The organism is Roseibium sp. MMSF_3544 (assembly GCF_030732845.1).
Classification (GTDB): domain Bacteria; phylum Pseudomonadota; class Alphaproteobacteria; order Rhizobiales; family Stappiaceae; genus Roseibium.
The window spans coordinates 210,692-225,803 of the sequence record NZ_JASHKA010000010.1 but is presented as its reverse complement, the minus strand read 5'-3'; the positions used below and the strand labels follow the sequence as shown (position 1 = coordinate 225,803).

The 15,112-nt window shown below is 59.3% G+C and carries 11 protein-coding genes; 5 read left to right on the top strand and 6 right to left on the bottom strand.

The annotated features are described in order from the left end of the window. Positions 1 to 396 precede the first annotated feature (396 nt). Positions 397 to 1,821, bottom strand: a complete 1,425-nt coding sequence (gndA, locus tag RBB47_RS16530; RefSeq protein ID WP_305986952.1) for an NADP-dependent phosphogluconate dehydrogenase — start codon at positions 1,819 to 1,821, stop codon at positions 397 to 399. 256 nt (positions 1,822 to 2,077) lie between these two features. On the opposite strand from gndA, the gene RBB47_RS16525 reads away from it, so the two are divergent. Beyond that, the gene (locus RBB47_RS16525; protein WP_305986951.1) at positions 2,078 to 3,058 is read left to right on the top strand and encodes an ABC transporter substrate-binding protein; all 981 of its coding nucleotides are present in this window, start codon (positions 2,078 to 2,080) and stop codon (positions 3,056 to 3,058) included. A gap of 168 nt (positions 3,059 to 3,226) precedes the next feature. Further along, a complete protein-coding gene (locus tag RBB47_RS16520) occupies positions 3,227 to 4,927 on the top strand; it encodes an iron ABC transporter permease (RefSeq protein WP_305986950.1) in 1,701 nt (566 codons plus the stop codon). A 99-nt stretch (positions 4,928 to 5,026) separates the two neighbouring features. On the opposite strand, the gene RBB47_RS16515 is transcribed toward RBB47_RS16520, so the two are convergent. Further along, positions 5,027 to 6,073, bottom strand: a complete 1,047-nt coding sequence (locus RBB47_RS16515; RefSeq protein ID WP_305986949.1) for an ABC transporter ATP-binding protein — start codon at positions 6,071 to 6,073, stop codon at positions 5,027 to 5,029. A 58-nt stretch (positions 6,074 to 6,131) separates the two neighbouring features. After that, positions 6,132 to 7,049 carry a phosphotransferase gene (locus RBB47_RS16510; RefSeq protein ID WP_305986948.1) on the bottom strand — a complete coding sequence of 306 codons (918 nt, stop codon included), beginning with the start codon at positions 7,047 to 7,049 and terminating at the stop codon, positions 6,132 to 6,134. A gap of 256 nt (positions 7,050 to 7,305) precedes the next feature. Between RBB47_RS16510 and RBB47_RS16505 the strand changes: the two genes are divergently transcribed. Genes RBB47_RS16505 through RBB47_RS16495 form a run of 3 tightly spaced genes read left to right on the top strand, consistent with a single transcriptional unit; the run spans position 7,306 to position 12,799 of the window. Then, positions 7,306 to 8,886, top strand: a complete 1,581-nt coding sequence (locus tag RBB47_RS16505; protein WP_305986947.1) for a trimethylamine methyltransferase family protein — start codon at positions 7,306 to 7,308, stop codon at positions 8,884 to 8,886. A gap of 52 nt (positions 8,887 to 8,938) precedes the next feature. Further along, positions 8,939 to 11,374: an FAD-dependent oxidoreductase gene (locus RBB47_RS16500; RefSeq protein WP_305986946.1), complete on the top strand. Its 2,436-nt coding sequence runs from the start codon at positions 8,939 to 8,941 to the stop codon at positions 11,372 to 11,374. A 48-nt stretch (positions 11,375 to 11,422) separates the two neighbouring features. After that, a complete protein-coding gene (locus tag RBB47_RS16495) occupies positions 11,423 to 12,799 on the top strand; it encodes a Xaa-Pro peptidase family protein (RefSeq protein WP_305986945.1) in 1,377 nt (458 codons plus the stop codon). A 19-nt stretch (positions 12,800 to 12,818) separates the two neighbouring features. Here the strand turns inward: RBB47_RS16495 and RBB47_RS16490 are convergent, their stop codons facing one another. The 3 genes from RBB47_RS16490 to RBB47_RS16480 all read right to left on the bottom strand — a co-directional run bounded on the left by RBB47_RS16490 (position 12,819) and on the right by RBB47_RS16480 (position 15,079). After that, the gene (locus tag RBB47_RS16490) at positions 12,819 to 13,124 is read right to left on the bottom strand and encodes a hypothetical protein (RefSeq protein WP_305986944.1); all 306 of its coding nucleotides are present in this window, start codon (positions 13,122 to 13,124) and stop codon (positions 12,819 to 12,821) included. A gap of 210 nt (positions 13,125 to 13,334) precedes the next feature. Further along, positions 13,335 to 14,150, bottom strand: coding sequence for a phosphate/phosphite/phosphonate ABC transporter substrate-binding protein (locus tag RBB47_RS16485; RefSeq protein ID WP_305986943.1), 816 nt, complete (start codon positions 14,148 to 14,150; stop codon positions 13,335 to 13,337). A gap of 8 nt (positions 14,151 to 14,158) precedes the next feature. Further along, the gene (locus RBB47_RS16480) at positions 14,159 to 15,079 is read right to left on the bottom strand and encodes a fatty acid desaturase (RefSeq protein ID WP_305986942.1); all 921 of its coding nucleotides are present in this window, start codon (positions 15,077 to 15,079) and stop codon (positions 14,159 to 14,161) included. Positions 15,080 to 15,112: the final 33 nt, after the last annotated feature.

Below are 15,112 nucleotides of genomic sequence, written 5' to 3'. Positions count from 1 at the left end.
GGTGACCATGGTGTTTCGGTTCCGCTTGTAGCAGTCCGGTCCCATTCCCTCTCCCTTGGGGAGAGGGCCAGGGTGAGGGGTCAAATCCATCATGGAAAACTGAAACGTCTGTCCCCTCACCCGGCCTATCAGGCCGACCTCTCCCACGGGGAGAGGTAACGAACCTCGCTCTGAAGGTCGCATTCAAGAAGCGTCCATCCCATACTGAGGAAGGCCACAGGCCTGTCTCGAAGGATGGGTGGCAAGCACTGGAGCACGTGGCCCATCCTTCGAGACAGCGCAAATGCGCTTCCTCAGGATGAGATTCTACTTTCTCGGATGATTTGATTTCTCGCGCAGGAGCCGCTAACTGATCGATAAAAAGACCTCCGCGACACCAGCGGAGGTTTTTGTTTGTCAGCCCATCGCCCAGGGGCCGTGATAGCCGCTGCCGTCCTTGTCGGTGCGCTCGAACCCGTGCGCACCGAAGAAGTCGCGTTGTCCCTGAAGCATGTTGGCGGTCGAGCGCGCCGTGCGCATGATGTCGAAATAAGACAAGGCGGCGGATAGCGCCGGCACTGGCAAGCCGTGAAGCGCCGCCTGCGACACCAGCAGGCGCAAATTTGCCTCGGTCTCCTTCAGCTTGGCGGAGAAAAACGGCGCCAGCATCAGGTTCCGTTCCGGATCGTCGGCAAGGGCCGCCGACATGTCGTTCAGCATGGCGGAGCGGATGATGCAGCCGTTCCGCCAGATCCTTGCAATCTCCGGCAAGGGCATCGCCCATCCATATTGCTTTGCTGCTTCCAGAATGAGCCCGAAGCCCTGCGCATAACAGACGATCTTGCCGGCGACGAGCGCTGCCTCCATGGCTTCGATGCTGACAGCGCCCCGGTCCATCGTCCTTGGAGCCGCGCCAAACTCTTCCTGCCCCGCCCTTCGCTCATCCAGCCGGGACGACATGTTGCGCACGGCAACCGCCGCCTCGATCGTGCTCGCAGGTGTTCCGAGCATCAACGCCTCGATTGCGGTCCAACGGCCCGTGCCCTTCTGGCCAGCGCGGTCGAGGATGATGTCGAGCATCGGCTTGCCGGTTTCCGGATCACTCGCCTTGGCGACCTTGCCGGAGATCTCGATCAGGTAGGATTGCAGGATCCCGTTGTTCCACGTTTCGAACACATCGCCGATTTCGCTGGCCGGCATGCCGAAGCCGTCGCGCATCACACCGTAGACTTCCGCGATCATTTGCATGTCGGCATATTCGATGCCGTTGTGCACGGTCTTGACCAGATGCCCCGCACCGGCTTCGCCGAGATGGGCTGCACATGGCTCCCCCTCGTACTTTGCCGAGATTGCCTCAAGAATGTGCCCGACCTGATCCCAGGCGTCGCTTGCCCCGCCAGCCATGATCGACGGGCCGAAACGGGCACCCTCCTCGCCGCCGGAAACACCGATCCCCATAAACCGCGGACCACGACGGGCAGCGTCCTCTGCCCGCCGGTTGGTGTCGTGATAGTTGGCATTACCAGCGTCAATAATGAGATCTGTCTCATCCAGGAGCGGGCGCAGCGCTTCGATCTGCGCATCCACGGCTTCACCTGCCGGTACCATCAGGATAACAGCGCGCGGCTTCTTGATGGATCCGACAAAGTCTTCGAGGTCTTTCGACGGCACCAGCCTCTCGGCAAGCTCCCCGGCCTTTGCCATGAACTGATCGGTTTTTTCAGCCGTTCTGTTATAGACCGCAATTTGGAACCCGTTTTCAGCAATGTTGAGAGCAAGGTTTCCGCCCATGGTGCCAAGGCCGATCAGGCCGACGTCTGCAACAGCGCCTTTAGAACTCATCAACGTTGCCTTTCCTGAATTGATTTGTCTTTGTGCCGCGGTGATAGCCGACCCGTCCTTTCCGGGCAATGCCTGCGTCGGCCGCTGCGGGGAATGGCACGTATTCTTGATCGTAAATTTCTGAGCTCCGGAAAAAAGAGCCTAAAAAAATCGTCCGCACGTAATTTTACTTAGCGGGCGAAAATTACTGTCACAGAAGCCTGCTACGCCCTTGGCACCCGCAGTTTCCAGCTGCATTGCTCGAAGGATATGACTGATGAAGAATTTATTGATTGCTGCCGGGCTTCTGGCCGTGGCTTCCGCTCCCGCCTTTGCGGAAGATGTCACTGGCAAGCTCGTGCTTTATACGTCTCAGCCGAATGCAGACGCCCAAGCGACCGTCGACGCCTTCAAGGCAAAGCATCCGGGCGTTGACGTGGAGTGGGTCCGCGACGGCACCACCAAGATGATGGCGAAGCTGCGCGCCGAGTTTGAAGCTGGCGCCCCGAAGCCCGACGTTCTTCTCATCGCAGACATGGTGACCATGGAAGGCCTGAAGAAGGAAGGCCGCCTGATGGCGCACGAAGAGGCTGACGTTTCCGCCTACGATCCTGCGATCATGGATGACGACAAGACTTACTTCTCAACCAAGCTGATCACGACGGGCATCGTCTACAACACCAACGCTCCGATGAAACCGACTTCCTACAAGGATCTTCTCAAGGAAGAGGCGAAAGACAAGTTGGCCATGCCGTCTCCGCTGACCTCTGGCGCCGCGACCATCCACATGGCGGCACTGACCTCCAACCCGGACCTCGGCTGGGCGTTTTACGAAGGCCTTGCCGATCAGGGTGCAAACCCCAAAGGCGGCAACGGCGGCACCTACAAGGCAATTGCCGGCGGCGAAAAGCTCTACGGTTTTGTCGTTGACTTCCTGCCGATCCGCGAGAAGTTGAAAGGCGCGCCCGTCGAGTTTGTCTTCCCCGAAGAGGGCGTTTCGGCAGTGACCGAGCCGGTCGCAATCCTTTCAACAGCACAAAATCCAGCTGCTGCAAAAGCCTTTGTCGACTTCCTGCTGTCAGAAGATGGACAGAAGCTGGCATCCTCGCAGGGCTACCTGCCGGCTCACCCGGCCGTCGCTGCACCGGAAGGTTTTCCGGCACGCGATGACATCAAGCTGATGGAATTCAGCCCGGCCGAAGCCCTTGAGCAGGACCAGGCAAACAAGCTCAAGTTCACCGAGATTTTCGGCGGCTGAGGATCTAGCAGAAAAACAAAATTCGCAGTGCGGTACCCGCCGCACTGCTTTTTTGTCTTCTCAAGACGTCTCTCACGAGTATCGCTGGATTCCAGCCAGGCATGCGGCTAGCGCTCTTTTGAACGATACGGTGTCATTTGGTGGAATGACAAAGTAGTCTCGCAAACAATGCAGTCGGTTTCGATTTCCGAAAGATCAACCCTGGTCGCGCTTGTTATCGGCGCCACGGTCATCTGCGGCCTGCCGCTGCTGCTTCTCTTCAAGACCGGGCTCACAGGCGGCACCGGGATTGATTTCGGCCCGCTCACCGAAGCGCTCCAAAGCCGATCCGTTCAGCGGGCGCTGTGGCACTCCATAGAAAGCAGTTTTCTGTCCGCAGTTGCGGCAACCGTGCTGGGCACCGTTCTGGCGCTCCTGGTCGGGCTGACGGATATCCGCCACAAGGGCCTGCTCGTCTTTCTCATTCTTCTGCCCATGATGATCCCGCCGCATGTGACGGCAATCGCGTGGATCCAGGCGCTTGGACCGGCGAGCCCCGTGCTGCGCTGGCTCGGCATCGCGCCAGAGCTGGGCTCGACCCATCCGCTCTATTCCCGCGAGGGTCTTGTTCTCCTTTTGACACTTCAGCACAGTCCTCTTGTGTTCTTGCTGGTGCGGGCCGCGCTCAGGTCGTTTCCGCGTGAATTGTCCGACGCTGCGCGCATCTCGGGCGCCGGTTCTTTCACGATGCTACGCCGGATCACGCTGCCGCTCCTTGGACCGTCTCTGCTGGCCGGCTTTGCTCTTGCGTTCGTCGCAGCCCTTGGAAATTTCGGCATCAATGCGCTGATCGGGATACCTGCCCGGTACACCACCTTGCCGGTTCTGGTATGGCGCCGACTTGCGAGTTTCGGGCCCGATATCCTGCCGAATGTCGCGGTGATCTCAGTTATTCTGGCGCTGGTTGCTCTTGTCGCAATTCTTCTCCAGAGCTTGCTGCAGCGGCGGATGCGCTCCAGCCTGATCGGCCTGCCACAGGACCCCCTTGCCATTTCGCTTGGCAAGAAGCGGCCCTATGTCGAAGCCGTGGTCTGGCTGTTCGTCGCCTGCGTCCTGCTCTTGCCGGCCGCATCGTTGCTGGCGACATCGCTGGTCAGAACCTACGGTCTGCCGCTCTCCCTCGACACGCTAACACTTGATAACTTCACGGAAGTGCTCTGGCGCCAATCGGTGACGTTGCGCGCTTTCGCGAATTCGACCTTCATTGCCGGCATTGCTGCCCTTGTCATTGCTGCAGTAAGCCTGTTGCTCGCCTATTTTCTTTCGCACAGGAAAAAGACACATCGACGTTGGGCCGGTTTTGCCCTTAGCCAGTCGGAAATTGCATTTGCCGTGCCCGGCCTGGTGATGTCCATCGCCTTCATTCTCGCCTTCATAAGGCCGCTGCCGATCCTGAACGTTTCGCTCTACGGCACCTTATGGATCATCCTGATCGCCTATGTATCCGTGTTCCTCGCCGTTGGTTTGAAACCGGTTGCCGCTGCGTTTCTCCAGATCGACGGTTCCCTGGAAGATGCCGCCAGGGTCTCCGGCGCCGGCTTTTTCCGCCGCATGCGCCGGATCTTCGCCCCGCTCGCGGCCCCCGCGGCCGCCTCGGGCGCCATTCTTGTGTTCCTGACCGCCTATAACGAAGTCACCGTGTCCGCGCTGCTCTGGTCAACCGGAAACGAGACCATCGGCACCACGATTTTCAACTACGAAGACGGTGGCTACACTACGCTGGCGGCCGCCATGTCCGCCGTCGTGGTCGCGGCAACGATCGTCATCATGCTGGCGATGAACGCTCTGGCAAAGCGTGTGCCCGCCGGAACCATCCCCTGGAAGGACTGACGCCAGGCAATCCAGGACCCTCGCAATAGTCACCCCGATCGTCCCATGGCGTGGCTTCGATGACAATGTGAGCAGGAAAATCAGTGCACCGGGCTGGCACTAATCCGGCAACACCCAGCCGCGCAAAATGGAAAGCCGCAAACTCTCTCCTGTCTCGGCCTTGCGGTGCAGCGTCATCATGAGCGGATCGTCAAGACCATCCACTGTCACGAACACATCCCAGGCACCGCCACGATAGATGGTTCGCTGCACGGTGCCTGCGAACCCCGAGCGGTCCGTTTCGAGCACAAGATGCTCCGGCCGAAGCAGCAGCGTTGCCGGCCCGGATGCGGTTCCAATCGGGCAATCCACGTCTACTGAAATGCGACCAAAGCGTATTGTTGCCTGTTCACCACTGACATCTTCGACCGTCACGGGCACCAGAGTGCTGCGGCCGATAAATCCGGCAACGCGTCTTGACGACGGCCGGCGGTAGATCCGGTCCGGCTCGTCGACCTGCAGGATTTCACCGTCCCACATAACTGCAACCTGGTCCGCCAGCGCCATCGCCTCGCGCTGGTCGTGCGTGATGAACAGTGTCGTCGCCCCGCTTGCCTTGTGAAACCTTGCCAGCTCCTCTTCCATGGCACCGCGCAAATGCGGATCGAGATTGGCCAGCGGTTCGTCCATCAAGACCGTGTCCGCTCCCTGCGCCAGGCATCTTGCAAGTGCAACGCGCTGACGCTGCCCGCCGGAAAGTTCAGCAGGCTTGCGATTGCGATAAGGCGTGAGGTCGACTGTCTCAAGACATTCCGCCACACGCGCCGATACGTCAGACCTGGATTTGCCGGCAGTCTCGAGAGGAAACGCGACGTTCGCCGCAACGCTCATATGCGGCCAAAGGGCGTAGGACTGAAACACAACACCAACGCTCCGGTCCTCCGGCGGCACGTGAAACCCGTTGCCCGCGACAGGCACGCCCCCCAGCGTGATCTCACCTGCATCGACCGGCTCAAGCCCGGCAATAACCCGAAGCAGAGTGGACTTGCCGCAACCTGACGGGCCAAGAACCACAAAGAACGTCCCGTCGTCGATCGACAACGAAACTTTGTTCAAAGCCAGGTGCGCGCCGAATGATTTGGAAACGGAAGCAACGGAAATGGACATGTCCCCCGTTAACCTCCCCCTGTGACAAGTCAATTACATCGCAAGAACTGTCGAGGTGTTATTTTACCCGCAGCCTTAACAGCAGATCCACTTCTTCTTCCAGGGCACGCCCATAGGCGCGAGCCGCCGGAGCGTTGATCTCGCCCAAGGTTTCATGCCTGAACAAGCAATATGCGGCAAGCCGCCAGTGGTAGGCGCTACGCTCTTCCACAAACCGTTCAGCCGTTTCCTGGTTTGGATAGTGTTTCAGAAACATATCTTCCGCGTAGGCGACAAGCGGATGCAGTCCATAGAGCCTCAGGAGCCCGGGCGAAACGAACCCGGCCAGATCTTCCACCGGATCACCGTAGCCCGCGAACTGCCAGTCGATCAGCCGTGCGCCGTCTGCAGTTGCTTGAATGGTTCCAAGGCAAAAGCTGCGGTGGACGAGGGTTCGCTGGATAGCGCGCCGCTTGATCGCATCGTCCTGTGGCCGCAGCCGTTTGAGGTTGACGGCTTTCCGGCTGTCGGGGATGGCCGCCAGCATGGCGTCCCCCCGCTCCAGAACTTCGTGGTATCCGGCCGGGACAGTCTGGTGCCCGGGCACCGGTTCTTTCAGTGCTGCAATTCGCCCGATCAGATCTGCCGCTTCGCCGACGTCGATTTCGTCATTCACCGGGGGGGCGTAGCCATAGACGAGCAGCGGTGTTCCGGCGGGACTTTGCGAATAGGTCTCAAGCTCGGGTGCCAGATCGTAGCGCGCGAGAAAATTCAAAGCCTCGGCTTCCTGATCCGGCAGCGTCGGGTAGAGCGGATTGTCCTCGTTATCGGGGAAAAACTCCTTGATGACGAAAATTCGCTCCGGCGTATCAAGGCGCCAGAACCGGCTGGTGTAGTTGACCGGCAACGGTCGCAATCGTGCCGTGCTCCAGTCCGTCACCGGAAGAAGGTTTTCCAAAAACGCCAGCAGGTCTGTATCGGAAAGCTGTTCGCTCACGCCGGGTCGGTCCGTGTTGTCTTCGATAAATCTCTGATCGCCTTGATGATACCGTTCGTCAAGTCGAAGTTTCAAAGAGCCGTTTTTCAAACACGATTCCAGACAGGTGACATGTCGGAGTTGAAGCACTTGCCGTCGCTCTCAGACTGCCCGCAAAAATCGCCTCCTCCGCTACAGTCATCGGACAAGCGCAGATGAGACCTCTGCCGGCGGGTCGGACGTTGACCCGTCCTACACATCAAACCTGGCGGATCGGATGATAGCTGACCCTGAAACAGCATCCTTGAATGAATCGGCACCGGCAAGGCGCGGGCGGCGGCGCAGAGGTGGCGGCGAAAAATCGGCGCGCGATCTTTTCCCGCAAAAGCCCTTCCGGCAGCCCCGGCACATTTTCAAACCGCTGGACGCCATATCGCAGGACGAACTCGAAGCCATCCATGACGCCTCGCTGCGCGTGCTTGAGGAAATCGGCATTGATTTCCTTCATGAAGAAGCCAAGGCGATGCTCAAGGAAGCCGGCGCTGAGGTAACCCCTGGTGAAGACCGGGTGCGCATGGACCGTGCGATGGTGGAGGACCTGATCTCCAAGGCGCCGTCCGAATTCACGCTTCATGCGCGAAACCCCAACCACAACCTTCACATCGGCGGCGACGCGATCGTCTTTTCCTGTGTTGCCAGCACGCCTAATGTCGTTGACCGTGAGGGCGGTCGCCGTCCAGGAAACCAGGAAGACTTCCGCAAGCTTCTGAAACTCGGACAGTTCTTCAATATTATCCACGCACCGCTCGGATACCCTGTTGAACCCGTCGACCTGCACGCTTCCATTCGACACCTCGACTGCATCGCCGACGCCGCCAGGCTCACCGACAAGGCGTTGCACCTTTATTCGCTCGGCAAAGAGCGCAATCTGGATGGCATCGAACTCGCCAGGATCGCCAACGGATTGACGCCCGAGGAACTGATTGACAAGCCCGTCACCTTGACGGTGATCAACACGTCTTCGCCGCTTCGCCTCGACACGCCGATGCTGCAGGGGCTGATCGAGATGGCAAAGGCCGGGCAGGTCTCTGTTGTTACGCCGTTCACGCTGGCAGGTGCCATGGCGCCGGTCACGATCGCGGGTGCCCTGACACTGCAAAATGCCGAGGCGCTTGCAGGCATAGCCTTTGCACAATTGGTGCGCCCGGGCGCGCCGGTCATCTATGGTGGCTTTACCTCCAATGTCGACATGAAGTCAGGCGCACCGGCCTTCGGAACACCTGAATACATGAAAGCTGCTCTGGTGAGCGGGCAGCTCGCCAGGCGCTATAACCTTCCCTTCAGAACGTCTGGCGTCTGTGCGGCGAACACGGTCGACTACCAGGCGGCACTCGAGACCACCTTGTCGCAATGGGGCGCGATCAATGGCGGCGGGAACCTCATCAAACATGCGGCCGGCTGGCTCGAAGGTGGCCTGAGCGCGGGTTTCGAAAAGTTCATCGCCGATATCGACCTTTTGCAAAAGATTGCCGAGTACCTCACGCCTCTGGACGTTTCGGAGGCATCGCTGGCCGTCGATGCGATCAAGGATGTTGGTCCGGCCGGCCACTTCTTCGGAACAGAACACACCCAAGCGCGCTACAAGGATGCGTTCTACCCGCCGATCGTTTCGGACTGGCGCAACTACGAAACCTGGGCGGAGGCTGGCAGCCCGATCGCCTATGACAAGGCCAACATGCTCTACAAGAAGGCGCTGGAAGCCTATGAGCAGCCGCCACTCGATCCGGCCATCGACGAGGAGATCTCAGCCTTCGTCGACCGGCGCAAGGCCGAGGGCGGCGTTCCAACCGATTTCTGATCCATGAAGTTCAAGTCCCGCCGGCACCGCGCGGGCAGTCCGGAGTAATCGCATGAAGACCCACACTCAGGTCGTTGTCATCGGTGGCGGCGTCGTTGGCTGCAGTGTCCTTTATCACCTGACCAAACTCGGCTGGACCGACGTCACTTTGGTTGAACGCGACGAACTGACGTCCGGATCCTCCTGGCACGCGGCAGGTGGCTTCCATACGCTCAACGGCGATCCGAACGTTGCCCAGCTACAGAGCTACACCGTTGATCTCTACAAGGAACTTGAAGAGATCTCCGGACAGTCCTGCAGCCTGCACCTGACCGGTGGCGTCATGCTGGCCGACACGCCGGAGCGCATGGACTTTCTGCGTCTTGCGCAGGCCAAGGGGCGCTACCTGGGCATGGATCTGGAACTGATCTCCGTTGCAGAAGCAAAAACCATGTTCCCGATGCTGGATGAAAAGCACTTCATCGGGGCGCTCTGGGACCCGATCGAAGGTCATCTCGATCCATCGGGGACAACCCATGCCTATGCCAAGGCTGCGCGCGTAAACGGCGCGACCGTCTACCGGCACACCAAGGTTGAAGAGCTTGTCCAGACGCCGGACGGCACATGGGACGTGATCACCAACAAGGGCACGATACGGGCGGAGCATGTCGTCAATGCGGGCGGACTCTGGGCGCGCGAATGCGGACGCATGGTCGGGCTTGAATTGCCGATCCTCGCGATGGAGCACATGTACCTGCTCACAGACGAGATGCCAGAAGTGGTTGCCCACAACGAAGCCACCGGCAAGGAGCTGATCGGCATCCTCGACTTCGGCGGTGAGATCTACACCCGCCAGGAGGGCAAGGGCATGCTGCTCGGCACGTATGAGCAGAACTGCCGCCCCTGGAGCCCGCGCGAAACCCCGTGGGACTTCGGCCATGAACTTCTGGCGCCGGATCTCGACCGCATCGCACCGGAACTTGAAGTCGGTTTCGAGCATTTCCCCGCGCTGCAAAATGCCGGCATCAAGCAGATCATCAACGGCCCCTTCACCTTCGCTCCGGACGGCAATCCGCTGGTCGGCCCGGTCAGAGGCCTTCAGAACTACTGGGTTGCCTGCGGCGTGATGGCCGGGTTCAGTCAGGGTGGCGGCGTGGGCCTTACCCTCGCCAACTGGATGATCAATGGCGATCCCGGTTACGACATCTGGGGCATGGATGTTGCCCGCTACGGCGACTGGGCGACCCTTTCCTACACGAACGCCAAGGTGCGGGAGAATTACCGCCGCCGCTTCCGCATCCGCTTTCCGAACGAGGAGCTTCCCGCAGCCCGGCCGCATCAGACCACCCCACTCTATGATCGCATGCTGGCGCAAGGTGCGGTCATGGGCGACAGCTGGGCTCTTGAAACTCCGCTCTGGTTTGCTCCCGAGGGCGTCGAAGCAAAGGATATTTTTTCCTTCCACCGGTCCAACGATTTCGAGCATGTCGGTGCCGAATGCCGCGCCGTACGCGAAAGCGTCGGCATCACCGAGATCGCCAATTTCGCAAAATATGAGATCAGCGGGCCGGGCGCTGAAGACTACCTGTCCCTGTTGATGACCAACACCATGCCCAAGGTGGGCCGCATCGTGCTGACGCCGATGCTGAACGAAAACGGCAAGCTGATCGGCGATTTCACGATCGCGCGTGCAGCGGACGAAAAATTCTACATGTTCGGTTCGTCCCAGGCCGAGATCTATCACATGCGCTGGTTCGAAAAGCACTTGCCGAAGGACGGCTCGGTCACCCTGAGGGCCATCAATCTCGGCTGGGTCGGCCTCTCCATAGCCGGCCCCAATGCCCGCGAGGTCCTGCAAAAGGTCACCGGCGAGGACGTTTCGAACGAAGCGTTTCGTTTCATGGACTTCCGCGAAATGGATGTTGCCTCTGCGCCGTGCAAGGTCAACCGGATCACCTACACGGGCGATCTTGGCTATGAGATCTGGATGACGCCGGAATATGAGCGTCAGGTCTACGACGCCCTGATGGACGCCGGTGCCGAATTCAACATCCGCAACTTCGGCATGCGTGCCCTGCTCTGCATGCGTCTTGAAAAGAATTTCGGCACCTGGTTCCGCGAATTCCGCCCGATCTACGGGCCTTACGAGGCCGATCTCGGCCGCTTCGTCAAGCTGACCAAAAACCGCTTCATCGGGCTGGAGGCTGCCCGCAAGGAGTTCGAGGACGGTCCGAAACGCCAGCGTGTGAGCTTCGACGTCAAGGCATCTGACGCCGATGTCATGGGCGATGAACCGATCTTCCATGACGGCAAGGTCATCGGCTGGATCACGTCCGGCGGGTATGCCCATTACGTCGGGAAGTCGCTCGCCCAGGGCTACGTCCCATCCGAATTCGCGAGCGAAACGGCAGAAGACGCCTTCGAGATCGAGATCCTGGGTGAGATGTGCAAGGCAACCATCCTTACCGAACCGCCGTTCGATCCCAAAGCGGAACGCATGCGCATGTAACGTTTTCAATTGCAAATTCAGCCGGCGCAGGAGGAGGCGTAGGCGTTCATGAATACCGAACACTTTGGCCGCCACAGGCGGAAGATCATGCCGGCAGTGCTGCCCGCTCATCCCGGCGAGCGTGCAGGCTACGAGGCGCTGTCGGCCTATGCCAGCGAAAAGGCGACGGCGCTGAACCGTCACGTGCTCGGCTATGGCGAGTTCGTGGAAGGGGAATGGGCGGCGCTCGGCCTGGACGCCCCCAACCTGGAGACCATCCGCAACTACCGGCTAAACCGCATTCGCGCGCAGCTCGAAAAGCGTGATTTGAGTGCTGCGATCCTGTGCGACCCGCTCAATGTGCGCTACGCCACCGACGCAACCAACATGCAGGTCTGGTCGACCCACAACGCCGTTCGCTACACCTTTGTTGCGCTGGAAGGTCCGGTCGTCGCTTTCGACTTTCACAATTGCGAACACCTGTCGGCCCATAATCTCCTCGTAGACGAAATGCGCCACGGGATTCCCTGGTTCTACTTCGAGTCCGGGCCCCGATCCAATGAACTCGCTCTCAAATGGGCGGATGAGCTCGCAGACCTGGTCAAGACCTATGGCGGCGGCAATCACCGCATTGCGCTTGACAAGGCCCGGCGCGAAGGCGTTACGGCACTCGAAGCCCACGGCATCACGCTCCATGACGGCGAAGAGGTTATGGAACTGGCGCGCGCCATCAAGTGCCCGGACGAAATCAAGGCGATGCGCCGCTCTATCGCGTCCTGCGAAGCCGCCATGCGCGAGATGGAAGAGGCACTCGTTCCCGGAATGACCGAGTGGGATCTCTGGTCTCTGCTTCATGCAGGCAATATCCGCCGGGGCGGTGAATGGATCGAGACGCATCTGCTCGCGTCCGGTCCGCGCACAAATCCCTGGTTCCAGGAAGCCTCGGCGAGGGTAATTGAAGCGGGTGATCTGGTCGCGTTCGACACCGATCTTGTGGGCCCCTATGGCATGTGCTGCGACATTTCCCGCACCTGGCTATGCGGCGACGGTCAGCCCACCAACGAACAGCGCTCGCTTTACCAGATGGCTTATGAGCAGATCGAGGCCAATATCGCGCTCCTCGCGCCCGGGCGGTCATTCAGGGACCTCTCCCACAACGGCGCCAGCCTTCCGGAAGACTACCTTGCCAACCGGTATTCGGTTCTCTTCCATGGGGTGGGGCTATGCGATGAATACCCTGCCGTCCCCTATCCTTCGGATTGGGCGAGCGGCGGCTATGACGGCACGCTTGAGTCGGGCATGGTTGTCTGTGTGGAAAGTTATGTCGGCCGGCACGGTGGCCATGAAGGCGTGAAGCTGGAAGAACAGCTTTTGATCACCGAGACGGGCTTTGAGCGTCTCAGCACCTATCCCTATGACGACAGGTTGATGGGCCGTCCACGCTGACGGCCCAATCCCGAGCCGTTTATCTAAGCCTGATGACCTTGGCGCCCAGGCCGCGGATGTAATCGTCCTGGGTAAAGACGACGACGTTGGTCTCCCGAACCGTCGTTTCCTTCAACTCAAGCGGTGTCTTGCCTTCCGGATTGACCACAACCTTGCGGGTCGGTGGCAGGCCACGGAACACCAGTACGCCGGCCTCCTTGGTGACGATCGCGCCATAGGGCTCATCATGGATGATACGGATGGTCCCGCTCTCGGCATAGGCTGCAGAGCCCAGAACAGCTACGAGACCGGCGCTGGCAACCAATGATTTCAAAACCGTTTTCATGTCGCACTCACTGTTAACTATTGGTTTACCTAGAATCGTAACCCTTCGTTAACCTTTGCGCCAGTGTTTCAGCCAAATTCACCAGAAAAGACCCTGCTCAAAGAAGAATATCGTTAACGTATGTCTTAAAATGAGACACTTTTGAACTTGGCCGCAAGCTGAGAAAGCTTTTTAGTTCCGGATTCGATATTGGCGAAGGTGCCGGCAGAGCTATGCCAGGATCGGATAGCCTTGACGTTCGGCTTCCTGTTCCATCAGCAGAATATCTGCGTAGTCGTTCAAAGTCGGCCGGGAAAAGCCACAAATGCCAAGCCGGTCGCGGCAATCGGCCGTGAGCGGGCTATGGAAGACCCTTTCGACGGCATCTGCGATTTTGCTCGTATCTTCCTGCGAAAACCGCAGGGACGTGATCAGTGGCAACCCGGTCGCCGAAGCCGTCTGTCCGATTGGTCTCAGCGAAGCCGTCAGGTCCGGCAGTTCGTTTTTGGCAAGGTGCCAGCACACAGCGTCGACACTTGCAATGTCCGCTCTGCCCTCAGCGACCGCTTTCATCGATTGAAGATGACTGCCGCTCTTCAGAACTTCGCAGAAAAACGGCGCACCACCGGCCAGCGGCGCGACAGAGTGGCGGAACGCATTCATGCCGGATTGGCTGTCGCTGCCATTGTAAGCAGCACGCTGGCCGCGCAGGTCGGCCAGCGTCTTGAAAGAGCTTTCGCCCGCAACAACAAGCTGACTGCAATAGCGGCCGCCGATACAGCCCTCAGCAGCGTAATGCGGCACGCCGACGAGGCGCACCAGACCTCTTAAGCCATGTGTCAGCGGGTAGCCGCAGGTCTGGGTAAGGAGCACGCCGGGCTCGTCCCACATGGATGGCGCATCAAACTCCTCCGGCCATGGTTGCAGGTTTACCGGGTCCAGGTCGAGGCAATCAATCAGCGCGGTCTGAAGCGCCAACTCCAGTTCAGCGGTCGCAGCACGAACCTCCGGCCAGTCATACATCGGCAAGCGGACCGGATGAAACATGCGACGGCTCAAGAAGACGCAGCCTCATCTGCGGAGCGGCGCTTCAAGGGATGTGGAACCGGCTCCTTGACCTTGAACAGATAGCTTCTGGCAAGTTGAAGGTAGCTGGAAAAGACATACCCTTCGTTCCGGCGGTGCCAGTCTTCCTTTGCCGACCGGTACATTTTTGGCAACTCATACCAGGCTGCGCGCGGGTGGGCATGGTGCACAACATGAAGATTGTTGTTCAAAAACAGCAAAGAAAAGATCGGACAGAACTCCACAATGATCGATCTTGCCTCCGCATTCTCATGCGCGCGGTGCTCGGCATAGGTACGCAGCATCAAGAGGCTCATCGCCGGATAAGAAACGCACAGCAGATAAAGCCAGACCGGCATGCCGCCGACAAGGGTCATGTAGCAAACCACCGGAACGGCTCCGACGAGGTGATGCAGCCAGGCACGCATGACAGCTTTGTCGCCGGCCGCGATCATGCGCATCTCCGCGCCAAGGAACCCGATCATCGACACAAGCGGACCAAGGAGCAGCCGCCCGAGCAAGGTGTTGTTCATTGTGAGGACAAACTGCAGACCTGCCGGCAACTTCTTCCAGTCAGCCCAGGCAAGATAGAACGTTTCCGGGTCGTCGTAAGGGTCGGTAAGACGGTCATTGTTATGGTGCCGCAGATGCAACGACTTGAACCGGCGGTAAGGTATGAACAGCGCGAGCGAGCAATAGACCAGCGCTTCGTTCACGGCTGGATTGCGTGTCGGATGTCCGTGCAACACTTCGTGCTGCAGTGACGATTGCAGCGTGACCACGATCGCCGCCAACGGGCATACGATCCAAGGGCTAAGCCCGGAATAATTTCCGATCAACAGCATCCACATCGCCGCCGCGGCCACTAATAGAGCCAGCGTCGGCCACTCGCGAAAAAAAGCGCGCGGCACATTTCACTCCAAATTGTTGAAAGAACCGGACTA